The 25230-nt window shown below is 41.8% G+C and carries 20 protein-coding genes and 1 pseudogene; 11 read left to right on the forward strand and 10 right to left on the reverse strand.

The features are described 5' to 3' along the window. Nucleotides 1–695: 695 nt before the first annotated feature. Entirely contained in the window at nucleotides 696–2054 is a 1359-nt protein-coding gene (locus DD657_RS11210; protein WP_068691677.1) for a DUF389 domain-containing protein, read from the forward strand. A 128-nt stretch (nucleotides 2055–2182) separates the two neighbouring features. Continuing rightward, nucleotides 2183–2728: a DUF3332 domain-containing protein gene (locus DD657_RS11215; RefSeq protein ID WP_068691679.1), complete on the forward strand. Its 546-nt coding sequence runs from the start codon at nucleotides 2183–2185 to the stop codon at nucleotides 2726–2728. A 314-nt stretch (nucleotides 2729–3042) separates the two neighbouring features. Here DD657_RS11215 and DD657_RS11220 read toward each other — a convergent pair whose 3' ends face one another. Both DD657_RS11220 and DD657_RS11225 read right to left on the reverse strand, forming a co-directional pair. Then, on the reverse strand, nucleotides 3043–3654 hold the full coding sequence (locus tag DD657_RS11220; protein WP_287049918.1) for a response regulator: 612 nt from the start codon (nucleotides 3652–3654) through the stop codon (nucleotides 3043–3045). Between the two features lie 191 nt (nucleotides 3655–3845). After that, a complete protein-coding gene (locus DD657_RS11225) occupies nucleotides 3846–4115 on the reverse strand; it encodes a hypothetical protein (RefSeq protein ID WP_021989128.1) in 270 nt (89 codons plus the stop codon). 238 nt (nucleotides 4116–4353) lie between these two features. Between DD657_RS11225 and DD657_RS11230 the strand changes: the two genes are divergently transcribed. The 4 genes from DD657_RS11230 (at nucleotide 4354) to DD657_RS11245 (ending at nucleotide 9012) form a co-directional block, all read left to right on the forward strand. Continuing rightward, a complete protein-coding gene (locus DD657_RS11230; RefSeq protein WP_287049919.1) occupies nucleotides 4354–4917 on the forward strand; it encodes an outer membrane beta-barrel protein in 564 nt (187 codons plus the stop codon). 122 nt (nucleotides 4918–5039) lie between these two features. After that, nucleotides 5040–6035 (forward strand): hypothetical protein, encoded by a 996-nt coding sequence (locus DD657_RS11235; protein WP_287049920.1) that lies wholly within the window; start codon nucleotides 5040–5042, stop codon nucleotides 6033–6035. A gap of 22 nt (nucleotides 6036–6057) precedes the next feature. Then, complete coding sequence (locus tag DD657_RS11240) at nucleotides 6058–6642, forward strand: Yip1 family protein (protein ID WP_287049921.1); 585 nt, start codon at nucleotides 6058–6060, stop codon at nucleotides 6640–6642. A gap of 162 nt (nucleotides 6643–6804) precedes the next feature. Then, a complete protein-coding gene (locus tag DD657_RS11245; protein ID WP_287049922.1) occupies nucleotides 6805–9012 on the forward strand; it encodes a carboxypeptidase-like regulatory domain-containing protein in 2208 nt (735 codons plus the stop codon). 88 nt (nucleotides 9013–9100) lie between these two features. Here the strand turns inward: DD657_RS11245 and DD657_RS11250 are convergent, their stop codons facing one another. From DD657_RS11250 to DD657_RS11285, 8 genes are all read right to left on the reverse strand, one after another. Further along, on the reverse strand, nucleotides 9101–9856 hold the full coding sequence (locus DD657_RS11250; protein WP_287049923.1) for a CDGSH iron-sulfur domain-containing protein: 756 nt from the start codon (nucleotides 9854–9856) through the stop codon (nucleotides 9101–9103). Between the two features lie 163 nt (nucleotides 9857–10019). Further along, nucleotides 10020–10787, reverse strand: a complete 768-nt coding sequence (locus DD657_RS11255) for a TPM domain-containing protein (RefSeq protein ID WP_287049924.1) — start codon at nucleotides 10785–10787, stop codon at nucleotides 10020–10022. A gap of 69 nt (nucleotides 10788–10856) precedes the next feature. Further along, the gene (locus tag DD657_RS11260) at nucleotides 10857–11294 is read right to left on the reverse strand and encodes a TPM domain-containing protein (RefSeq protein WP_021989121.1); all 438 of its coding nucleotides are present in this window, start codon (nucleotides 11292–11294) and stop codon (nucleotides 10857–10859) included. A 286-nt stretch (nucleotides 11295–11580) separates the two neighbouring features. Beyond that, nucleotides 11581–12171, reverse strand: coding sequence for a LemA family protein (locus DD657_RS11265; RefSeq protein WP_021989120.1), 591 nt, complete (start codon nucleotides 12169–12171; stop codon nucleotides 11581–11583). A 295-nt stretch (nucleotides 12172–12466) separates the two neighbouring features. After that, entirely contained in the window at nucleotides 12467–13789 is a 1323-nt protein-coding gene (locus DD657_RS11270) for an MATE family efflux transporter (RefSeq protein ID WP_287049925.1), read from the reverse strand. Nucleotides 13790–14104: 315 nt separating this feature from the next. Beyond that, nucleotides 14105–15055 (reverse strand): calcium/sodium antiporter, encoded by a 951-nt coding sequence (locus DD657_RS11275; protein WP_021989117.1) that lies wholly within the window; start codon nucleotides 15053–15055, stop codon nucleotides 14105–14107. 93 nt (nucleotides 15056–15148) lie between these two features. Continuing rightward, a complete protein-coding gene (locus DD657_RS11280; RefSeq protein ID WP_021989116.1) occupies nucleotides 15149–16075 on the reverse strand; it encodes a DUF3137 domain-containing protein in 927 nt (308 codons plus the stop codon). 118 nt (nucleotides 16076–16193) lie between these two features. After that, a complete protein-coding gene (locus tag DD657_RS11285; RefSeq protein WP_287049926.1) occupies nucleotides 16194–16745 on the reverse strand; it encodes a LemA family protein in 552 nt (183 codons plus the stop codon). 86 nt (nucleotides 16746–16831) lie between these two features. On the opposite strand from DD657_RS11285, the gene DD657_RS11290 reads away from it, so the two are divergent. From DD657_RS11290 to DD657_RS11310, 5 genes and pseudogenes are all read left to right on the forward strand, one after another. Next, nucleotides 16832–17440 (forward strand): LysE family translocator, encoded by a 609-nt coding sequence (locus DD657_RS11290; RefSeq protein WP_021989114.1) that lies wholly within the window; start codon nucleotides 16832–16834, stop codon nucleotides 17438–17440. Nucleotides 17441–17502: 62 nt separating this feature from the next. After that, nucleotides 17503–17946, forward strand: a pseudogene (locus DD657_RS11295) (lipocalin family protein); the annotation flags it as partial. Nucleotides 17947–18164: 218 nt separating this feature from the next. Beyond that, the gene (locus DD657_RS11300; RefSeq protein ID WP_021989113.1) at nucleotides 18165–20039 is read left to right on the forward strand and encodes a methylmalonyl-CoA mutase family protein; all 1875 of its coding nucleotides are present in this window, start codon (nucleotides 18165–18167) and stop codon (nucleotides 20037–20039) included. A gap of 91 nt (nucleotides 20040–20130) precedes the next feature. Further along, nucleotides 20131–22287, forward strand: a complete 2157-nt coding sequence (gene scpA, locus DD657_RS11305) for a methylmalonyl-CoA mutase (protein ID WP_021989112.1) — start codon at nucleotides 20131–20133, stop codon at nucleotides 22285–22287. Nucleotides 22288–22403: 116 nt separating this feature from the next. Beyond that, on the forward strand, nucleotides 22404–25199 hold the full coding sequence (locus DD657_RS11310) for a sensor histidine kinase (protein WP_287049927.1): 2796 nt from the start codon (nucleotides 22404–22406) through the stop codon (nucleotides 25197–25199). Nucleotides 25200–25230 lie beyond the last annotated feature (31 nt).

Raw genomic sequence — 25230 nt, forward strand, 5'->3', positions numbered from 1 at the left:
TGTTTTGATATAATAGCCATACGCTATACTTTTCGCAAGAAAAGTTTTTTGTTCTTTGGTTAAACTATTATCAGACGCTATTTTCTCTAAAAAACGGGTATATCCTGATCGTTTATGTAAGTATAATGTTTTTGACTTATGATATAGTCCATTCTGTTTATTACAAATCTAAAAAAGTAATCTTCCAAAAGCAAAAATGATGTCACTTTTTTGATATAATTTAACTAAAAATTGGAAGCTTAGAAGTGAGTAAGTTATCTAAAAAGGTATATTATTCTTATCTTGTTTATATAGATTTTGTTTAATATTTTATTGAAAATCAGTATGTTGTCATGGTTTTTGTTAGACGTATTGACGTGTGATCGGTTTATAATGAAATTATTACGATTGGGAGCAGATATTTTAAGCCGGCTTGATCAACGTGTAAAGAAAAAACTTAAAGACAAAAAATCAATATATCCGTTTTTCCGATAATATATCCGGAAGAATATCCGGGTTATTTTCCGGGGTGAGTTTTATTTTTTCGGGGTTTCCGGGTGATAGATATAATGATCTGTTATTCAATCGAATAATGTTGGTGTAAAATAAAAATGACGAATATTAGGTTGTGGACCTTCACCTATGTTTTTGTTTTCTTGTTTTATAGCCGGAAAAATCAGTAAATTTGCGTTTCGATATTTAAATTGAAAGTTCGTATGAAATTCTCGGAGTTATTTACCCAATTTAAAGATTATTTGAAAGGAATCCTTGATCCTTCCGGGGATCGCGAAGGTGAGGCTCAAACGGTGGAAAATATTTGCAGTGGAATTAACTTCAAAGGCAGTAATCTTTGGGTATTGATCTTTGCTATCTTTATCGCTTCTTTGGGGTTGAATGTGAATTCAACGGCCGTTATTATCGGTGCGATGTTGATATCTCCTTTGATGGGGCCGATCATGGGCATCGGTTTAGGGCTTGGAATTAATGATTTCGAGTTGATAAAAAAGGCATTCCGTAATTTAGCCATTGCTACGGTGTTCGGAATTCTGACATCTACGTTCTATTTTTTGATTTCTCCTTTAAACGAGGCCCGTTCCGAGTTACTGGCGCGAACGACTCCGACGATTTATGACGTTTTGATCGCTTTTTTCGGCGGGATGGCTGGTATTGTCGCTTCGAGTACGCGTTTAAAAGGGAATGTGATTCCCGGTGTAGCTATTGCTACGGCTTTAATGCCTCCCTTGTGTACGGCCGGATTCGGTCTTGCCAGCGGGAATTTCTCTTATTTTTTCGGTGCGTTTTATCTGTATGTGATCAATTCGGTTTTCATTGCTTTTGCTACGACATTGGGTGTAAAACTGATGCATTTTTCCAAAAAGTCGTTTGTCGATAAAGTGCGGGAAAAAAAGGTGCAGCAACTGGTTTATACGATTCTTTTCCTGACCGTGGTGCCGAGTGTTTATATTACATATAATATGGTGCGTACCAATATTTTTGAAACCAATGCGAACCGGTTTATCACCAACGAGATCAATTTCCCGAATACATTCGTCGTCAACAAGCATATACAGGCGGAAGCTCCGGAACGTAGCATATCCGTTTCGTTGATCGGAAAAAAAGTATCGGAAGAATCAATTGTGATGTTGCGTCAGAAAATGGAGCAATATGGATTGAAAAACGTTGCGCTGTCGATTTCTCAGGGACTTGGGGAAGATGAAAAAGAAGACGGATTGAATAGCCTTGTCCTACAGGATTTTTATCGTTTAAACCGGGAGAAAATGGTTAGTCAGGAAGCGGAGATCAGCTTGTTGAAAGCCCGCCTGACCAATTATACGGTTTATGATTCAGCGACCGTGGAGCTTGGACCGGAATTGAAGATTTTGTTTCCTTATGTAAAATCGATCGCTTTGTCCCGTATGGTACGTATAAATGTCGAATTACAGACAAACGATACTTTGAATGTAGCTTTTTTGTCTTATCAAAAGCCTCCTTCAGAGGATGATGAAGAGCGTTTTAAAACCTGGTTGGAAACCCGTTTGAAAACAAAACGTATAAAAGTGATAGAAGAAAAATAAGTAAAAGGAGATATAGGCCTTGATGTATTCTCTTTTTTTTCTATTTTTTTTAACTTTGCATAATAGAAGTATAATAGGGATTAAAATTTCTTAGGAACAATACTATAAATCTTTTAAATTTATCTATCATGAAAAAATTATTAACCAAATTTACTGTTGTTGTATTAATTGCTTGTACTGCAATTTTGATGTCAGGATGTTACGGATCGTTTTCACTTACTTCAAAGTTGCATCGTTGGAACGGTCAGGTTTCTAACAGCAAGTTTGTAAATGAATTGGTATTTTTCGGTTTGTGTATTCTGCCGGCCTATGAATTGTGCTGTTTGGGAGATGCATTGATTTTTAACTCTATCGAATTTTGGGGTGGTAACAATCCGGTAGCAATGGGAGCTGATGAAGTAGAAGAAATGGATGTGTTGCACGAAGGACAGATGTATAAGATGATTAAGAAACAAAATCAGTTGACGATTGCTTCGACGGACGGACAGGAAGCTGTGGATTTTCGTTATTTCCCGAAAGAAAAAGCGTGGTATCTGATGGACGGTGAGAATAAAACAAAAGTAGTGGAAATGCGTGATAAGAGTGTTTTCACTTATTTGCCGAACGACAAAACCCTGGTGTTCGATCAGACAACAGCAAATTTAATCGAGCAGGAAGTTATGGCTGCCAGATAATTTGTTTTTAGAAATACAGGAATCCGGATTTCATTGTGAGATCCGGATTTTTTATAGCAATAAAATGTCACTTTTACTTCATGATTTTGTCACAATGACGTGACAACGAATGTATATTTTTGAAACTGAAAAGAAATGATGTCTTTTTCGGGTGTAAATCTGAATTTTATCGATCGGTGAAGTGAAATTTCTGATTTTGATTTCCGGTTTGATTTAAAGAGATATTGATTTTCAGTTTTTGACGTTCGTTTTTTTCATAAGTTTTGGTTAGACAGGTTAAGTTCCCACCGTGATGGTCCGGGGACTTTTTTTATTTAAATCAGCTTTTCCGTAATAGCCAGTTTGACCATGGCTGCGGTGTTTTTAACTCCTAATTTTAATAGTAGATTTTTACGGTAGCTGTTAATCGTTTCAACACCTAAAAATAACTTTGAAGCGATCTCTTTATTTGTGTAGCCTTCTACGACGAGTTTTAGCAACTCGGTCTCCCGCAATGTCAGAAAAAGTTTGTTGTTGTTATGTGCTTGTAAAACATTGTCGGCTTCTTCGCTGAAATAAGAGTTTCCGTTATATACTTCCCGTATGCCTTCAATAATTTCTTCCGGTAAGGCATTTTTTAATAAATACCCGTTTGCTCCGTTTTGGAGCATTTTTTGCATATAGAAATATTCTTTAAAGCCGGTAAGAGCAATTATCCGGACAAAGGGATAAAATCCCCGTATATATCGACATAAGTCCATACCGTTGATATCCGGCAGATTGATGTCTAGTAATATGACGTCCGGTGTCGTTTTTTGCAATAATTCTTTGCAGTCTTTACCACAGAGGGCCGTCCCTATGGTACGGATATCCGGACAGCTATCGATTAATTTTTTGATACCGTCGGTTACAATAGGATGGTCGTCGACTACGATTACTTTTATCATAATTGTTTTTTGTTTTTAATTCGGTTTTTAAAGTGCACTGTCGAAACGGGACTGGGGCCAGTAAGTATTTCCGATATAAGCCAGGGGTGTGTTGGCCTGGGGGGATTGTTTACATCCCGTGCTATTTTGATCCTATTCTGGCAGCAATAAACGGATGAATCGTATTGTCCCATGTCATGTGTATATGGCGTTCAACAGGCATTGCAATTGTCCCTCTGTTTCCTGCTTTCCACATTCCTGTGCCCATTCACTCCTCCGACGGGCAAAATCATAGGCTTTTTGTGCATTTTGTATAGATATTTTCGTCCCCATCGTTCACAGAGAATGGCTTTTTCTGCCGTTCCGATTGACGGCTTGTAAAGACATTGTTCCAGTGAAGCCGGAGTTACTTCTGCCGGCAGGGTAAAACTTCCCATATACATAAGTGCAACAACCCAAAGGATTCTGTTTTGTATTTTCATAGGGATACGCTTTTTTATTAATACAAATATATAATTTTTAAGAAAAACATGACACCCCCATTTTGGGGGGTATTTGTTAATTATCAGTAGAATACCCCATTTTGGGGGTATTTTGGTGTATTCGTTTGTTTTATTTTTGTTGTAGTTCATTAATATGATAAAACAAAATTTAACTAACGACAGAATTGCGATCGCCGAAAAGCAAATAGAGTAGGCATTATTACTAAAATCAATCACCATGAAAACAACAATTATGAAAAGTTTCGTTTTGACGTTGGCTATTGCATTGTCCGGAATGTATGTACAGGCTCAGGAAAAGGGAGATGTGTCTGCCGGATTACGTCTGAATTTGGGGACCAGTCCTGCTGCCGGCTTGAGTTCGCAGTTCGGGGTGGGATTGGATTTCAATTGGAGTATTACGGATGCCATCCGTTTATCTCCGGAATTCAATTTCTTTTTCCCAAAAAAAGTAGCAGAGGCATTGGGTGCAGAGTTGAAATGGAATACCTGGGATTTCAGTATCAACGGGCAATATCTTTTCAAACTTGGGGATGTTGTGTTATATCCTCAATTCGGTCTTACGATACAGGGTGCGTCAGTCAAATGGGAGGGTGCAGACGAATGGGAGGAGTATGGAGGAGGTGCTGCAAAGTCGAGTGAAACTAAATTCGGTATCAATTTCGGAGCCGGTGTCGAATATCGGCTTTCAGAAGCCATTTCTCTTGATTTCCGGGCAAAATACAATGTGGTAAGCAACTGGTCACGGGCTGTGGTCGGTGTCGGTGCTGCTTATCATTTCTAAGGGCATATTCCTTGATGGGTGCCTGTCTTTTATAAGGCGGGCATTACATTATGCTGATTATCATTGTTTTTTTTGCCGGACACGGGATTTTTCGATTGTCCGGAAATTAATACAGATAAGTTATGAAGGCTAATAGATTTTTTATTTTGAACGTATTTGTTCTATTGACATATGTTCTTCTTGTTGTTTTTAGTTGCAGTGATAAGGATGATGGTCCGGACCGGAATCCTATCGAGAAAGAGTATTTCAGTATCAAAGAGGCGGAGTATGTCGGAAATGATTTCCCTCAGGCAACAGGAAGTATTGCTTTGGATCGGGTAAATATGAACAGAAATGTGCTGGCCGGAGGGTCTTCGGTTGTAACTTTAGTATCTGAAAGGCAGATTACGGAGGTTTATGTCGGTGTGGTAGGAACCGCAGGCTATTATCGTTATGTGCCCGGAACGGTCCGGGCCGATGAAGCCACGATATATCCGCTCGTGTTGTTGATCAGTCAGAGTCTGGATCATTCTTTTACGATCCGGATTGCTGCGCGTATGGCAGACGGAGAAATCACAGAAATATTTACTTCGGAAATCGGATACATACGTGCCGGAACGGGAGCTTTGCAAATCAGTCTTTCCTTTGACAATGAGAAAGATGTGGATCTGTATGTCGTACAACCTGACGGAGAGGTTATCTATTACTATAACGAAGGAGGTTATGATTATGAATTGGATTCCCTGCTTTGGGGGCTGGATATTGATTCGAATGCCGGTTGCGTTATCGATGGGATTAATAATGAAAATGTGTTTTATCCTGCCGAGTATGTACAGTCTGGTAAGTATGAAGTATGGGTGAATATGTATTCCAATTGCAGACCCGAGATTGCGACCAATTGGGTGATTACAACAATTTATAAAAATGATCTGATCAGGGTAACTTACGGTCAAAATCCGGCCGCAGGAGTCTTCCCTGCCGGAACAGAGAGTAATCCGATCGGCGGGGAGTTGACGGGTGCGCTCAAAGTCATGGAGTTTACTGTAAGTGGCGGATCTCGTGCTGTGATTACCCGGACGGCAGTACGCCCTCCTTTGTCTGCTTCGGCGAAGAAGAAGATGGAGGCTGTTCGTAATTGATGAATTCTTAAAAAAAAATATGATGAATCTTATAGAAAGAACGAAGAGCATTCTGATTTCTCCAAAAGAGGAATGGAGTAAAATCGGGCAGGAGAACGATACTCCGGTGAAATTGCTTACGACTTATCTGTTGTGGCTTGCTATCTTACCGGCTGCGGCTGCTTTTATCGGTTACGGATTGATCGGTTTCCGGATTCCTTTGGTGGGGCATATCGCCTCTTTGGAGTGGGGCATACGGATGGCGCTTTTGCAGTATGTTTCGGTTATAGGGGGTGTCTTTCTGACGGCTTTTGTTTTTGACATGTTGGCTTCGTATTTCGGGGCAGAGAAAAGTTTTAACAAAGCTTTTCAGTTGGCGACCTATTGCTATGCGGCTGTTTGTGTCGGCGGTATTTTTTACATTTACTGGAGTCTTAGTTTCCTGGCAGGAGTAGCTGGTTTGTATGCATTGTATATTCTCTATTGCGGATTAAAGCCAATGATGAAGGTGCCTGAAGAGAAAACGACAAATTATTTTGTAGCTGCTTTAATTACAATGGTTGTCGTTGCAGTTGTCCTGAGTGTCGTTTTGACGGCGATCATGGGCGTGCGTCCTTACATGTATTGACTCCGGGAGGAAGGCTTTACCGACGGTTTTTATTTTAAGGACAAAACAATCCTATCGCTGATAATTCGACGGATGAGGGACGGGCGAAAAACCGGAGGGTGGAGTTTATAAAGAAGTGACCTGTATTTTGATCTGAAACTTATAATTCTAAAACATACGATCATGAAAAAAAATGTTTCTTTTTGGTTATTTGCCTTGTCGACAATGATACTGGCTGTCGTGTGGGCTTGTTCGGACGATGGGAAGAAGGGAGAGGCCCCTCCCGGCCCGGATCCGGAGGTTCCTGATGTCGTTATGAAAAATGCGATGGTTTATGGACTCGTTAAGGATATCGACGGAGTGCTTTTGTCGGGGGTGAAGGTAACGACAGGAACTCTCTCGGCTATTACGGATGCAAATGGTGCTTTCCGTTTTGAAAGCATGGGAACCGTTAACAACCGTACCCTATTTCGTTTTGAGAAAGCCGGGTATTTTACGGTGACTCGTTCGGGAACGAGCAGTGAAGAAATCACGTTGGAAGTAGTGATGCATGAGAAAGGAAACAGTGATATCAGCACGAGTGCGACATTTGAAGCAAATTCGGGGCGGCTGCTTACTGTCGGGGATATGAAAGTGGATATTCCTGCTGCTAAAGTCGTGAAGAGTGACGGTACGGCTTATACGGGGACTGTAAATGCGGATATGCTTTACCTGGACCCGAATAACGAGACATTTAATGAAATGATGCCCGGGGGTGATTTGGCGGCAGTCCGTACGGATAATAGTGAAGTACAACTGGTGTCGTGGGGAATGGTGGAAGTTTCTCTTACCGATGGAAGCGGCAATGCTTTACAATTGAAAGAGGACGGGACTTCGGTGATGACTTTCCCTATCCCTGAAGGAATGGAAAGCAATCCGCCTGAAACGATTCCGTTGTGGTATTTCAATGAAGAGACCGGAATGTGGGTGGAAGAAGGGGTAGCCCGTCTGGAAGGAAATGTATACGTCGGCGAAGTAAATCATTTTTCGTGGCACAACCTGGATTGGCCGGAGGACCGGGTGACGGTGAAGGGAACGGTTACCAATTGCAATGGGCCGGTCCAGAATATAAAAGTAACGGTAGATCAAACCTATGCCTACACAAATAGCCGGGGGGAATACGAAGTATATATTCCGGCCAACACGTCGGTAACGGTCCGGATACTTTCCGAAGATTACGGATTGCTGCCGGGTGTCGCTCACGAGTTACCGGGACAGGCCGGGGGAACGACGGTAACCCGTAATCTGGAATTGCAATGTCCGAGGTCTGTCACGGGGAAAATCGTCAATTCCTGTGGAGAAATACCTGTTGCTTTTATTAATTGTGAATACGATCATGAGGGGAGGACCTGTACGATGATGCCGGTAAAGACAGACCGGGAAGGGCGCTTCAAACTGAATGCACCGAATATCAACGGTTCAGTTGTTTTACGTTTTACATTGAGTACCGGCACTACTTTTATACGGAATGTAACTCTTACCGGTACTGATATCACTTTACCGGATATCGAAGTCTGTGAGGAAGGAGGAGGTGAAGAAAATACGATGCTTATCGTAAAGGAAGAAGGGGAGAGTGTAAGGGTAAACTTTGCTCCCGAGAATATTCAAATGATGTGGTCGGATACCGTGTTGATGGTGGTGTGTTCAGAAAGTGATGATGAATCTTGCCTGCTTACGATCAATGGCTTTAATGGGAATAATGGGAGTTATAGAGGTAACATAACAATAGCGAAAGGCACCTTTGTTTTACAAGCAGAGGGAATCACAGTCGACGTTGTGCTACAAACAGATGGAAAATATGCTTTCGATGTGAGCGGTACGGGAGAATATGTGGAGGTGAACGGTTCGTCTTATACGGAAGGAACGGCGCAAATATTTGGTAAAATTGTCGCGTCTTTGTCTTTACGTATCGAAGTCCTGCGGGATGTCGAAAACTGGGAGGATACACAATTGGGAGAGGATTTCCCTGAATTGTTAACGCCGGTTGATGCATTGGTCCGGTTTTCCGGACAAACTTTGCAAACGACGACGGCTTTGGGGTATATTAACCGGCCCTTATCGGATTATACTGAGGTAAAGTCGCGTCTTGCGGATGCCGGCTTTTCTATCAGAGTAAACGAGGTGCAGGAGGAAGATTGTTATGCTATCGTTTATCAGAAAGGGAATACTGTTGTGATCGTGGGATATGATCCGAACGGAGATGAGGTAGACGGATGGGATGAAGAAAGATTTACCCTGCTGATATATGTCGGTACTGTGGATGAGACTACTGCTGTGACAGATATTCATAATTCGTATAGAACTTTACATAGCAAAATACAAAAAGCCATTCAAGCTTGTAAACAGAAATAATAGACAAAGGAAGAGGCTGCTACAAAGCAGCCTCTTTTTGAGGTTTATAACTCAATGATGTAAGTCTTGGTTTGTGTGAGTCTCGGATTTATTCTTTGTGTTTTTTCAGGGGTTTTAATCCGTCTTTAAAGTGTATGGTTGCGTGAGTTCCATCGCAATAGGGTTTGTTTGTGGAGGCCCCGCAGCGGCAAAGGGTAACCCGGTTCCGGATTTCATAGGCGTTGCATTCACAGTCTTCAATCGGAATGCCTCCTTTCACCCATAGCGGTCCGCTGCAATCTTCCTGAGGGTCTTCTATCAGGCTTAAAGAAGGCTTTAGAGACGGTTCCAGAAACCGGTCTTCTTTTTTATTCTTGATTTTCAATCTGCCGGAGGGACAATGGAAAGTTTCCCGGACACAAAGATCATAGGACTCTTTTTGGTCTGAATTGTTGATTTGTTCCCATACCGTACCTTTTGCCATACAGAAACGGGCGTGTACACAATAATCCGGATTATCGGATAGTTCCAGATATTGGCTGTCATAGGTTTCTGCCGAATCGAGCAAAGGTGTCCGGTCGGCAGTCAGACGGGGATCCCAGTCTGCTTGGGTATGCGCGCCGTCACAATAGGGTTTTGTCCGGGAATGTCCGCAACGACAGAGGGCTACAGGTTCTGCCTCCGTATTATACGTTTCTCCCGGGTGGTATTCCCAGGCTTCACCATCGGCATTAGGAACGATAAATTCCTGTTGTAGCCGGGGATGGCCGTATACGAAGTAGGGACCTTTGGTGTCGATAATTATCGAATAGTCTTTTCCCGGTATCGGAGTTCCTGGTTCGATAGATGGATTTTCTTTTTCCATGGGGTGTTTGCTTTTAATTGTTTGCCGGTTAAAAGTTTACCCTGTATTATACTTTATTTTGAAGGAAAAGTTTTGTCGGGAGAAGGGAAAGAAAATAGCGTTAAAGAAGTTTTGCTTGCTTTAACGCTATCTTTTGTTTTGTGTTTTTATCGTTCGGGATAAATTACCAGCTTCCACTGGCGCCTCCACCCCCGAAACTTCCTCCTCCAAACCCACCGAATCCGCCGAAACTTCCTCCGCTGCTGTGCTGTCCGCTTCCGAGGCCGCCCCAGAAAATAAAGGGGCCTCCACTGTTTCCGCTACCGGTATAATTCCCGTCTCCGTGGTTGTGGTTTCCGCCTTTGCGTCCCAATAACGGAAGGATAATGAAAAGAATTATAAACGGGACGATAAACCATGTCCAATTTTCGTCATCGCCGCTTTTCTCTGCTTTGTATTCTCCGGTTGCCAGTCCGATCAGTTTGTCTACGGCTTTATTTATACCGTTGTAATACCTGCCTTTTTGAAATTCCGGAATAATATCATTGCGTATAATCCGGGAGGCGACAGCATCCGGAACAACCCCTTCCAGACCGTATCCAACGGCAATGGCTACTTCTCCTTTTTCTCTCCCGGTTTTGGGTTTAACCAAAACGAGGATGCCGTTGTCTTTTCCTTTTTGGCCGATGCCCCATTTTTCTGCCAGTCGTTGCGCATAGTCTCCCGGTGCATATCCATGTATATCCGGTACGGTTACTACAGCAATCTGGGTAGAGGAAGTATCATTGAAATGACGAAGTTTCGTTTCCAGAGCAGATTGTTGTTCCGGAGTAAACATTGCTGTAAAATCGTTGACGATCCGCCGCGGATACATCGGTTCCGGAAAATCCTGTGCCCTTCCGTTAAATGATAGAATAAGGATAAACAGTAACGATAGAAAATATTTAGTCATAGGTTATAAATTACAGATGATCCGGTTTTAGATCGTAAATTTTAATGCACTTTATACAGAATTCGTTATCTATTCTTTAAACGATAAATCGTCCGGTAGTTCATTGATGTCGTCTTTTTGGTAAGGGAAATAGGTTTTCAGTTGTTTCCCCGCTTCTTTTACGGCTTCACAGACACCTTCACAAATCTGTCCGCTTTTGAATTTTTCGACCATACGGTTTTTTATGTCATCCCAAAAATTTCCACTTACTTTGGCATTGATGCCCGCATCTCCGAGGATGGCCATTTTTTTGTCTTTCAGAGCGATGAATATGAGTACACCGTTGCGTTGTGCCGTTTCATGCATTTTCAGTTTTTCAAAAACCTCGACGGCATTATCCAATGGATTTGTCTGACAATGATTCTGAAAGTGAATCCGGATTTCTCCGGAGGTACACTTCTCAGCTTCCTGAATCGCTGCTACCATTGCATCCTTCTGGGCTTGTGTAAAATATTTTTCGGGCGACATGTTTAATTCTGTTTTTGTCTATGGCTTTACCCGGGATTTAATAGGTCCTGGTAAAAAACTATTCAGTCTTTAACCATGGATTATCCGTTTTTCAGGCCTGGCCTTTTTTAAAAGTTGTTTTCCACCTGGTTTTAATTGTAGATTTTAGATTGTTTGACTACCTGATTCGTCATCAGATTTATTTAATCGTAAATCTAAAATCGTAAATCTACAATTTTTTAGCTTCCGGGCTATGGGTATAATCTAAAATCGTAAATCGTAAATCTACAATTTTAATAAGTCCGGTTTAAAATTCTACTTTCGGGGCTTGTTCGGCACCTTCATTTGCTTCGAAATATGGTTTGGGCGTAAATCCGAACATACCGGCTATGATATTTTTAGGAAATTGGCGGATATCGGCGTTGTAATTTCTAACCGATTCGTTGAATTTCCGTCTTTCGACTGCTATCCGGTTTTCAGTTCCCTCCAGTTGTGCTTGCAGTTCCATAAAGTTTTGATTGGCTTTCAAATCAGGATAGCTTTCGGAAATAGCCATTAATCTGGAAAGGGCAGAAGACAATTCTCCCTGGGTACGGTTTAGTTTTTGCAAAGTTGCCTCATCCAATTGGTCGAAATTGATCTGTGTTTTGGTTGCCTGTGCCCGGGCATTTACGACATCGATCAATGTTTGTTCTTCATGGGAGGCATAACCTTTTACGGTATTTACCAAATTCGGTATCAAATCGATGCGTCTCTGGTATTGGTTTTCTACATTTGACCATTGAGCAGATACGGCTTCACTCATTTTCACCATGCCGTTATATGTTCCTTTAAACCAAAAGAAGATAGCCAATATGGCTACGATAATTACAATCAATACAATATATCCTTTTTTCATCTTGAATAATGTTAGTTTATAGTACAAATATCGTTTTTTTTATGACAATACCCATGTGGACGGAAGATATATTTCGCCACTATACGTTAAAACATTTGAACGTCTGCCGGGTTTACGATGTTTTACGGACTTTAAAGCACATATACATTTTAGATTTACGATTTACGATTATGCCCATAGCCCGAGCTAAAAAAATTGTAGGTTTTAATTGTAAATTTTAGATTGTAAATTATTTGACTACCTGATTCGTCATCAGATTCATTTAATCGTAAATCTACAATCGTAAATCTACTATTTATTTTAAAATGCGTTTATTTTCCCATTTTCCTTTTTGGAGATACAGTAAAGACAGTACAAATAATACAGTGACGTATACCTGTTCGGAGGTCCAGAATACGGCGAGTGGAATACCCGGGGTATTTGTTAATATAAACAGATAGACTAGATAGAGCATTATGTTTATCATTTGAAATACGAATGCTATTTTTGTGTTTCCGGTACCGATTACGGCATTGCAATAGGTATATGCTGGTACAGAGATAATAAATGTGGAAAGCATTACACAAAAGGGATAAAATGCCGTTTGAACAACTGCTCTGTCGTCGGTAAACAACTGTAAAAGGTCTTCTGAAAAAGCGAATGCTAACAGAATGAGCGGGATACCTGTTGTATAGGTCAACAGGATGCTACGGTGGCAAACAGGTATTACGTCTGAAGTCTGTTTTCCGCCGATAAGGTTACTGACCAGAGAAATTGTTGTCGTGGCAAATGAATTGACGATTACAAAGAATAACATGGAAATGCTTCTTACAATGTTTGCTGCTGCAAGTTCAGATTCTCCCAGATGTTCAATGGCAACAAAGAAGAGAAACCAGGGAGCAATACAAAAGAATGAGCGTACCATCGTCCACACAGATATACTGATGAGATGAAGTGATAACTTAAAATCAAAAATTGCACTTAATCCATATCGTTTGCCGTCAACCTGTTGTATATGCCGAATCAGAAACAGCAGGCCGATGAATTCTGCAAGTGATGATCCGATTGCGGCTCCGCTGATTCCCAGGCGGGGAAACCCTCCGTTTCCGAAAATTAGCAGATAGTTGAACAGGATATTGCAGAGGATTATAATCACCGAATTGAGCGTAAGGATTTTGGTATGTGTCGTTCCGATGAAAAAAGCACGTATGGCCAATAGTGGGAAGGCAGCCAGGTAATTATAATCCCGCCATTCGATGTATTGCAGTGTAGCCCGGTAAACGCTGTCCGACGTGATGGCGATCCGAAGCAAGGCGGGGGAAAATAGTTTGGATAATCCGAAAATAACAATGGCAAAAAGGGACAGAAGTAGTAATCCCTGATAAAATACCCGGCCGGTTTCCGTGTATTTTCGTTCTCCGTTCCTTCTGGCAATTACAACCTGTATGCCCAGGCTGAATCCCAGACCGAGCATATAAATAGCCGTATAGTACATTGTTGCGAGTGCTGATGCCCCTAAGGCTGTCGGACTGACATGTCCCAGAAAAACAGAATCGGTAAAATTGATCAATTGTTCCATAAGCAGGCTTACCATTATGGGCAGGTTGATAAGCCATATTTGTTTGTATGTATAGTTCATGATTTGACTTCATTGGGTATGACTCTCAAGCATTACCGGTTGTAATGCTGTGAATCGGAATTGAAATGTAATTGAAAAACTCTGTGAATGAAGGGTACGGAAATAACGGCCGAAGATCAATTCCCCGGCCCTCCCGAAGCATTTAAGCTATATACAGAGTTGCCATTTCATAAGTCGGACAATAAAATGAACTGCTTTCGGCAAGCAAAGGTAATTATTTTCTGTCAGGTTGATTGCAAAGGAATATTTAATTGTAGACAGAGTGAATTTGTAATTGTTCCGGTTGATCGGACGTCATTCTTCGTAGTATCGATATTAGTATATCAACAGGATCATATATCCGATATAGAAGATTAAAAAAATAATGCCCTCCCATCTTTCTATTTTCCGGCCTTTTCCTGTAAAAATGAATGTAAACAAAAGCAAGGTTGCCAGCAAATTGACGAATATGTCTGTGAGGTTGTCCAAAGACATGGATACGGGTGTTATTACGCCGGATATTCCGAGGATCAGAAATGTATTGAAAATATTTGATCCGACGACATTTCCGATTGCCAGATCGACGTTTTTCTTTTTGGCTGCAATCAGGGACGTTGCCAGTTCCGGCAGGGAAGTGCCGATCGATAAAATTGTAATGGCGATGATACGTTGGGAAACGCCGAGGTTCTCGGCGATGTGTACGGCTCCGCTCACCAAAAGGCGTCCGCCGAGGATGAGTCCGGTAAGGCCAAGCAGGATAAAGACGATGGATTTCGGTAATGAATACGGTTTTATTTTAATTTCTTCAGCTTCTCCTTTCCTGGCCAGGATGAATGTGTAGGTGATAAAGAAAACGAAAAAACAGAGCAATATAATTCCTTCTATGCGGCTGATTACATATGGAGTGGGGGTAGGCCAATGGTTGTTGCCGAACATGATCAGCAGTAAAAATGCAGCAAATACGGCCAGGGGTACCTCAATCCATGTGGTTGCTTTTTTTATGGCTATGGGATAAATGGTTGCCGTGACCCCAAGAATACATAGAATATTGAAAATATTACTTCCCAAGACATTACCTAGTGCCAGTTCTGATTTCCCTTCCAGGGAAGAGATGACATTGACGACTAATTCCGGCGCGGATGTGCCGAAAGCAACAATTGTCAGACCGATGACGATATTGGGTATTTTTAGCCGGAAAGCCAATGCGGACCCTCCGTCGACTAAAAGATTGGCTCCGTATATCAGAATGACAAAACCCAGTAACAGATAAAGAATGTTTAGTAGCATAATAAATTGTTAAAATTTATCCGGACAGAAAGATCAAGAAACCGGAGTATTTTCGTGTTGTTGATTGTACTTACGGACATTTCCCGTTTTTGTTTATTCCTTGCTCCATATCCTTAAATTCAGGTTCAGGTCGTCGATAATACCGATTAAAGCTGCAAGTGTATGGAATTCTTTTTCGATGGTTTGGTTTTTCATGGTACGCCAGATGCCGGCTTCAAAATGATTGCAGGAGTCCGGAATGGCAATGATAACCTGGGAATTGAAAAAGCTGACGGTGATTTTACCCGGAAACTTCCGGTCCAGGGCCAATAATTTTTCCATCATGACAGGGGTCAGAATATAGCGGGCTTCAACTTGATCCGTTGAATAGACATCGAAGTTTTTTTCAAAATCCGGGTTTTCCAGTTTTACGCGGCGGCCTCCGGAATGTAGTTTGAACCATGAATTCCGGAAAACAATGGTTTGACCGTTGAAATTTTTGTGGAAATCAGCCATAAACAAGAATCCCCGGAAGATATCGACCCAATGTTCCGAGCGACGTCCTTTGGAATCGGTGGTGACTCTTTTTTCTTCGGCAATAACTTCTGCGCAATCGAAGGTAGTTTTATCGAGTTGTCCGCTGATCCTGTCTTCGGAACGGTATCGGTCGGGTGTTGCTGCAAATAATCCGGTTGCAGAAAATGTCGTCCGGGAAATACCGCTTTCCGGGAGATACTGGATATCCTTGCAAAGCGAGGTGAGGAGGACTGAGATAATGTTTTTCTTATAATAAGCAGATAATTCTGCAGATTGCGCATTGATATAGCTGAATACAACGAGAAGGGCGATAATGAAGGCAATCGTTGCCCCCAGCCATCCTCCTTCGGCGCATACCGATATAATGATGCCTATCAGGAAAAGAATCCCTCCGGCGATACTTCCTTTTTTACAGCCCTGTGCCTTTAATTTTTTTCTTTTTTCTTCCAGTTGCAGGATCGACGGTTCGATTCGGGAATATACAGAATTGAAATCTTGTACCATTACATTAGGTCCATTGGCTTATTTATAAAATTTTGCGTTGTATTTTATGTGATGTGCCCAAATACAAAGTTGTTATGCTATGAATATACCGGTTAGTTATACACGGAGTATTTGTTTTTCAGGATTGGAACAGATCTTTTATTTGAGGGGTTACTTTTTCTGCTTCCGGAAGAGTCAGAATCTCTTTGGTTTTAAAGCCGAACATATTGGCGATTATATTGGACGGGAAAGTCATGACAGCATTATTATAGTCGGTTACGCTGGCGTTGTATGTACGCCTTGAAGCGGACAGTTGCTCTTCTGTTTCATTCAATGTCCGTTGCAGGTGCATGAAATTTTCCGAAGCCCGTAGTTGCGGATAATTTTCTGCCAGCATGAAGAAATTCTTTTTCACTTCATTGAAATTCCGGTCGAATTCAGTTTTTTGCTGTTCTGAAAGTGAATCGTATGCTTGGTTGCGAAGGGCTGTAATTTGGGAAAAAGTACTTTCTTCGTATTTGGCGTATTGCTGTACTGTAGCTACCAGGTTCGGAATTAAATCGAATCTTTTTTTCAACATGGCATCGATGGAGCCGAATGCGTTTGCTGTTTCATTGCGTTTGCGTACAAGAGAGTTGTACATTACGATAAAAACGATGAGGATAATACCCAGAATCAGAAGTACAGACATGATTGAAATTATTTTTAGTGATGTACAAAAATAGTTTTTTAAGTTATATAACTTAAATTTACCGTCGGAATTTTAAGCTTACCAGGATGAATTTAGGTGGATTTATCAGTGCTGCCGTATTGCTGACTCTCATGCCGGGGCCCGATATTTTATTCGTTATTACGCAGGGGGTTACCCGGGGACGGAAAGCTGCTGTCGTATTTGCGGCCGGTTTATGTACCGGGCTTCTTTTTCATATTGCTGCGGTTACTTTAGGGGTATCTGCTCTGGTTGCCGGTTCGGATATTGCTTTTACCGTATTTAAATTTGCCGGAGCTGCTTATTTGATTGGGTTGGGAGTAAAGGCCTTTTTCAATCGTAATCGGGTTGAATTGAGATTTACAGAAGAAGGAAAGCACACGCTGCAATTATATAAACGGGGTATTTTGATGAATATTTTAAATCCGAAGGTAATTCTGTTTTTTTTGGCTTTTTTCCCTCAGTTTATAGATATTCGGCAAGGCGATCCGATTATACAGATGTTGGTGTTGGGGGGCGTATTTATTGTGCAGGCACTTGTCGTATTTTCTGCCGTCGCCGTGCTGGCAGATCGGTTATCCGCCGGATTTATGAAAAATCCGGGGGTCGCTTATTGGATGAATTGGGCTGAAGTCGTTATTTATACGGCAATCGGGATAAGTATCTTCTTTATTTGACTTAACTTCCTGCTTCCCGTTTCCGTAAACAGGATAAAAAATGGATTATGGGAATGGCGATAGATAAAAGTACGGTACGACATTTGGATTTGAATCGTTACATGGGAAAATGGTATGAAATTGCCCGTTTCGATCATCGTTTTGAGCGGAATATGGAGTGGGTGACTGCCGATTATACACTTCTGCCGGATGGGAAAATAGCTGTAGAGAACCGGGGATGGCGGAAGGGAAAGTGGCATACGGCAAAAGGGAAAGCCAAATTACCCGATCCGGAGGAGCCCGGTAAGCTGAAAGTCGCTTTTTTCCTGTCTTTGTATAGTGATTACTATGTGTTGGAACTGGATGAGATCGATTATACTTATGCGATGATCGGAAGCTCTTCCGACAAATATTTATGGATATTGAGCCGTACGCCTAAAATACCGGCAGATACACTGACGATGCTGTTGACAAAGGCGTGTACACGCGGATATGATACCAACAAGATACTTTTCGTAAAGCAATAAGAAAAAGATTAATTCCGGATTTTCAATTGAATGAATTTGGGTGCGGGTTCATTTTATTGTCAATTCGAACATTTGTATTCTGCCATTTACGACCGGCGATGTGTTTCCCCAAACGTTTTAAATACGGAAAAAAGGCGTTAAATAATTTTTTTAATCCCCTAAAAGGCTTAAATTTGTTCGTTTTTTACAATAAACAGTTACAGTTAAATATATAAATTATGGCAGAAAAAGAAAATCAGAAGCTTTTCAGTGAATTTGCGCCAAACACAATGCAGGAGTGGGTGGACAAAGTTACTGTCGACCTAAAAGGGGCCGATTTTAATAAAAAGCTTGTATGGAGAACCAATGAAGGTTTTGATGTACAGCCGATGTATCGGTTAGAAAACATGAAAGACCTGAAAAATCTTGATTGCTTTCCGGGAGAATTCCCTTTCGTCAGAGGTAACAAGAAAGATAATAACGACTGGTATGTTCGTCAGGACATTAAAGTTGATAATATTGTTGAGGCAAATAAAAAAGCTTTGGATGTGCTGAACCGCGGTGTAAATTCTTTGGGATTTATATTCACCGGTTGTCGCGAATTCAGTAAGGCTGATATGGAGGCTTTGCTGAAGGATATTTGTCTGGAGTGTGTAGAAATCAATTTTGTCTGTGAATGTAAAAAATGTTCGGTAGTCGATGCTTTCAAGGCTGTTGTAGCGGAACGCGGTATCGCTCCGGAAAAAATACACGGAGGAATCAATATCGATCCGTTGACCAATCTGACATTGAAAGGAAAAATCTGTTGTGAGAATCCTTTCGGTGCTCCGAAAGAAAATACGGAGAAAATGTTGGATTTCAAAAATTTCAAAACAATTGAAGTCGGTGGATATGTATTCAATAACTCAGGTGCTTCTATCGTACAGGAGTTGGGGTTCAGTTTGGCTGCCGGAGTTGAATATCTGGATAAGCTGACGGATGCCGGGATGAGTATAAACGATGTAGCTCCTCATATTCGTTTCCATTTTGCTACAGGTTCCAAATATTTCATGGAGATTGCCAAGTTGCGTGCTGCCCGTTATTTGTGGGCTCATATCGTAAAGGCCTATAATCCTTCCTGTGATTGTGTCTGCAAGATGAACATCCATTCCGAGACTTCAGAGTGGAACAAGACGGTTTATGATCCGAATGTAAATATGTTGCGTACGCAAACAGAAGCTATGTCGGCTATTTTGGGCGGTGTAGATTCTTATCTGGTACATCCGTATGATTATATATATGAATGTGAACCTTCCGAATTGGGAGAACGTGTGGCTCGCAATCAACAGTTGTTGTTGAAAGAAGAGTCTCATTTTGCTAAAATTGCCGATGTGCCCGGCGGTTCATATTATATTGAAGAGTTGACCGAGAATATTGCCGAGGCTGCCTGGAAATTGTTTTTACAAGTGCAGGAAGAAGGCGGATATGTAGAAGCTTTCAAAAAAGGTTTTGTTCAGGCTGCTATAAAAGCAACGGCACAGGCCCGGGATTTGGCCATCGCTCAACGGAAAGAAAATTTTGTCGGTACGAATCAGTTCCCGAATTTCAATGAGAAGATTGAAAAGGCAATTTGTTCCTGCGTTCTCGAACCGGAGGATCATACAGCAGAAGGAGCTATGGTAGAGACGTTGAAGCCCTATCGTGGAGCGCAGGCTTTTGAAGCTTTGCGTTTGAAAACCGATATGTATGCCGCTAAAAACGGTCGTCCGGTTGTGTATATGTTTCCGATGGGTAATCTGGCAATGCGTAAGGCCCGTGCTCAATTTGCATGTAACTTTTTCGCTTGTGCCGGATTCCAGGTAATGGATAATAACGGTTTTAAAACTGTGGATGAAGGTGTAAAAGCCTGTCTGGAAAATAAGGCCGCTATTGTCGTATTGTGCGGTGCCGATGACGAATATGCAGGATTTGCTCCGGAAGTTTTAGAGAAACTGAAAGATAAGGCTGTTGTCGTAGTTGCCGGTAATCCGGAAAGCCGTCCCGAATTGGAGGCTAAAGGTCTTCTGAACTACATACACGTTAAGAACAATGTATTGGAAGAACTGAAAGCTTATCAGCAGAAAGTGGGAATTTAATTAATTTTAGATTTTAGATTTTGGATTTCGATGGAGGTGAAACGGCCTTGTAATCGTAAATCATAAATCGTAAATCATAAATCAAAAAACGATGAAACCGAATTTTAAAGATATAAATATTAAAGCGACCGAAAAGGCTACCGCCAATGCTGCGGAATGGGAAAAAGCCAACCATATCGCTAAAAACTGGACGACACCGGAATTGATACCGGTGAAACCGGTATATACTGCAGAAGATTTGAAGGGAATGGAGCATCTGGATTATGTATCCGGTATTCCTCCTTATCTGCGTGGACCGTATTCAGCTATGTATCCGCTGAAACCCTGGACAATTCGTCAGTATGCCGGATTCTCTACGGCAGAAGAATCCAATGCTTTCTATCGTCGTAATCTGGCTGCCGGTCAGAAGGGATTGTCTGTGGCATTCGACTTAGCTACACACCGTGGCTATGACTCCGATCACCCGCGTGTAATCGGGGATGTCGGTAAGGCCGGGGTTGCTGTCGATTCGATCATGGATATGAAAATTTTGTTCGACCAGATACCGTTGGATAAAATGTCTGTATCTATGACAATGAACGGTGCTGTGCTGCCTGTATTGGCATTTTACATTGTTGCCGGACTGGAGCAGGGAGCTACGCTGGATCAGTTGTCCGGTACGATCCAGAATGATATTTTGAAAGAATTTATGGTGCGTAATACTTATATTTATCCGCCTAAATTTTCGATGAAAATTATTGCCGATATTTTCGAGTATACGTCCAAAAATATGCCGAAATTCAACTCAATTTCAATCTCCGGTTACCATATGCAGGAAGCAGGTGCTACTGCCGACATTGAATTGGCTTATACTTTGGCAGACGGATTGGAATATTTGCGTGCCGGAGTAAATGCCGGAATGGACATCGATGCTTTTGCTCCGCGTTTGTCATTTTTCTGGGCTATCGGTATGAACCATTTTATGGAGATTGCCAAAATGCGTGCCGGTCGTTTATTGTGGGCTAAGATTGTCAAACAATTCAATCCGAAGAACCCGAAATCATTGGCTCTGCGTACCCACTCACAGACTTCAGGCTGGTCGTTAACAGAACAAGATCCGTTCAATAACGTAGGACGTACCTGTATCGAGGCTATGGGAGCTGCTTTGGGACATACCCAATCCCTGCATACCAATGCTTTGGATGAGGCGATAGCTTTGCCGACTGATTTTTCGGCACGTATTGCCCGTAATACCCAGATTTATATTCAGGAAGAATCTACCATTTGTAAGGCTGTTGATCCGTGGGCCGGTTCTTATTATGTGGAAAGCCTGACTCAGGAGTTGGTAGAGAAAGCCTGGGCACATATCGAGGAAGTTGAAAAACTGGGAGGTATGGCAAAAGCGATCGAATCCGGAATTCCGAAATTACGTATCGAGGAAGCTGCTGCCCGTACGCAAGCCCGCATCGATAGCGGTGAGCAGACGATTGTCGGAACGAATAAATACCGTTTGGATAAAGAGGACCCGATTGATATTCTGGAGATCGACAATACTGCCGTACGTGAGGCACAGATTGCCCGTTTGAAAGAATTGAAGGCTAACCGGAATCAGGCTGAGGTAGAAGCTGCTCTGGAGGCTATTACCAAATGTGTGGAAACGGGTAAAGGTAATTTGCTCGAATTGGCAGTAGATGCAGCTAAGAAGCGTGCTTCTTTGGGTGAAATTTCTTATGCATGTGAAAAAGTTGTCGGACGTTATAAAGCAGTAATCAGAACCGTGAGCGGAGTATATTCAAGTGTTGCCAACGAAGATGATGACTTCAGAAAGGCGAAAGAATTGACTGATGAGTTTGCAGAATTGACGGGACGTCGTCCGCGTATCATGATTGCAAAAATGGGTCAGGACGGTCATGACCGCGGTGCTAAAGTTGTAGCTACCGGTTATGCCGATATGGGATTTGACGTAGATATGGGACCGTTGTTCCAGACTCCGGAAGAAACTGCCAAACAAGCTGTCGAAAATGACGTGCATGTCATCGGTGTTTCTTCTTTGGCTGCCGGACACAAGACGCTGGTACCCGCTGTTATTGCAGAATTGAAAAAACTGGGACGTGAAGACATTCTGGTATATGTCGGAGGTGTTATCCCTCACCAGGATTATCAATTCTTGTTTGATGCCGGCGCTATTGCCGTTTTCGGACCCGGTACGAAAGTATCCAAGAGTGCTATTCAGGTTATGGATATCCTTCTTGAGTTGGCAAAGAAATAATAAGGTTGCCGATTTATCAATATGAACAGTTGCCCGGATAACGGGCAACTGTTTTTTTTGTTATATTGTTTCGGTTGTTGTAAAAAACTATCTTTGTTCAAAGAAATAGCTAAATAATGTCGAGAGAATTAATGGATGAAACAATACGTCTCCGGAAAATCGTTTCATTGGCCGGAATTAGTTGGTGTGAATTTGAGTTGGAAAAGAATGTATGGTTGTTTTCTAAGGAGCTGGTTGCTTTGTTGGGACTGCCCGGAGAATGGCTTCCTTCCTCCGGCTTTATTGAAAAGGTCAGGGAAGATTATCAGGAACAGGTTTCCCAGGAATTCGGTTTTCTTTTATGCGGAGCTGTATTGGATGTGAAATTTCCTGTAAAAACGCCTTCCGGAAATGTATGGTTGCATTTATACCTTGACAGTTGTGCCGGTAAACAGGAAAATCAGAAGAGCGTACTCGGCTATATACAGAGAATCGAATCGCTTGAAAAGGGTGGGCCGGCAGGTATGGAATCTGAGCGTATAAATAATTTGCTGTATCAGCAAAATGCGATTTCCCGCTATTTGCTCGATTTTTTACGAAACGGGGAGATCGATGAAGTCATTAATTCGACTCTTGCAGCTATATTGAAGCAATTTCAAGGGGGACGGGCGTATATTTTCGAGTATGACAACGCCAGGCATATCCAGCGGAATACATATGAGGTCGTTAATGGTAACGTAGCGCCTCAGATGCATTTGCTACAGAATTTGAGTACGGATATGACACCGTGGTGGAATCGCCAGATGGCAGAACTGCGGCCTATTGTACTTAATACGATGGCTGATTTCCCGCCGGAGGTAACAGAGGAGGAAATACGCATTTTAGTCGATCAGGGGATTAATTCTTTGATGGTCGTCCCTTTGGTCAGCGGAGAGCAAACCTGGGGATACATCGGTATAGATGTCGTTACCGGATCCCGTCAATGGAGCCGGCAGGATTATCATTGGTTTACTTCTTTGGCCAATATCATTTCTATTTGTATCGAGCTTCGTAAAGCCAAGGATAACGCTATCTATGAACGGCGTTTCCTGCACAATCTGTATACCCATATTCCGATGGGATATCTTCGGATAAGTTTTGTAAAAGATAAGGAGAATGACACGTTCGATTGTCGTTTGACGGATGTTAACGAATTGGGGGCTAAGTTTACGGGTAAACCGTTGCAGGATTATATCGGGCGGCAGGTTTCGACCCTCGAACTGGGAGATGGAATAAATACGGAGATGTTGGTACAACTTTGTAAGGAAAATAAACACAGGGAAATCGATTTGTATTATCCGGCTTCCGGAAAGTATTGCCATGGTATTCTTTATTCTCCGGAAATGGGCGAAGTGGTTATGTTGCTGCTGGATATTACGGCAGCTATCGAGGCAGATAAGGTTATCGAGCGTAGTCAGCGGATGTTTAAAAATATTTTCGACAGTTGTCCGATAGGAATCGAGATATATGATAAGGATGGCTGTCTGATTGATTTGAATCATAAGGATCTGGAAATATTCGGTGTTTCCCGGGAATCTGCACTCGGTTTGAATTTTTTTGCCAATCCGAATGTCCCGGTCAGTATAAAAAAACAGGTACGTAATAATGAACCGGTCGATTTCCGGCTCTCTTATTCTTTTAAGAATGTGGAAGGAGAAAGGTATTATTCCAGTGTCCGCAAAGGTAAAATCGATTTGTATTCAAAGATTAGTCCTTTGTATGATGCACAGGGTAATTTTATCCATTATCTTCTGATTAATATCGATAATACGAAAGAGCACGATGCTATTACCCGCATTCATGATTTTGAAAATTATTTTCTTCTGATTTCGGATTATGCCAAAATAGGTTATGTCAAAGTCAATCTGATTACGAAAAAAGGGTACGCTATTCAACAGTGGTATAAGAATATAGGAGAAGAATCTGACAAAGAGTTGAAGGATATTCTTTCTAATTATGACTACATTCATCCGGATGACCGGAAATATATTTTTCAATTTTATGAAAATGCCATTGCCGGAAAACAGAAAAGCTATAAGGCTGAAATTCGTGTACGTAAACCCGGAACTGCAGACGGGTGGCGTTGGCTTCGGGTGAATACGATGGTAACGGTATACCGGCCGAAAGAAGGGGAGGTGGAGATTGTCGGCGTGAATTACGATGTGACGGAGCAAAAAGAGACGGAGTTAAAGTTAATTGAAGCGAAAAATAAGGCTGAAACGATGGATCGGTTGAAGTCTGCATTTCTTGCTAATATGAGTCATGAAATCCGGACTCCGTTGAATGCTATTGTCGGGTTTTCCAGTTTACTGTTGGAAACGGAAGATGTGGAAGAACGTAAGCAATACGTGAGTATTGTTCAAAAGAATAACGAGTGTTTGTTGCAGTTGATTTCAGATGTTCTGGATTTGTCGAAAATAGAATCCGGAAGTGTCGATATTAATTATACGGATGTAAATATATATGAAGTTTGTCAGGATATCCGGCAATCTTTGAGTATGAAGGTCGGTAAGGAGGTAGAATTTACCTTTGATTCGGATTTACCGGAATACCATATATTTTCCGATGCATATCGGATTCGTCAGGTAATCGGTAATTTTGTAACGAATGCCATCAAATTTACTTCTGAAGGCTTCATTAAAATCGGTTATGAGTTGCTGGAAGATAAAGAGCTACTGGTTTATGTACAGGATTCCGGTATTGGAATCCCCCGGGAAAAGCTTGACGATATATTCGAACGTTTCGTTAAGCTGGATGACTTCGTACAGGGAACCGGCTTAGGCTTGTCGATTTGCCGGAGTATTATCGAGCGTCTTCATGGAAAGATCGGGGTCGAATCGGAAGAGGGGAAAGGCTCTCGTTTCTGGTTTACACTCCCTTATATTTTAAATTAGATGTTGCGGGTTGAGATAAGTACGGAGTTCA

The organism is Culturomica sp., from assembly GCF_003524185.1.
GTDB classification, from domain to species: Bacteria; Bacteroidota; Bacteroidia; order Bacteroidales; family Marinifilaceae; genus Culturomica; species Culturomica massiliensis.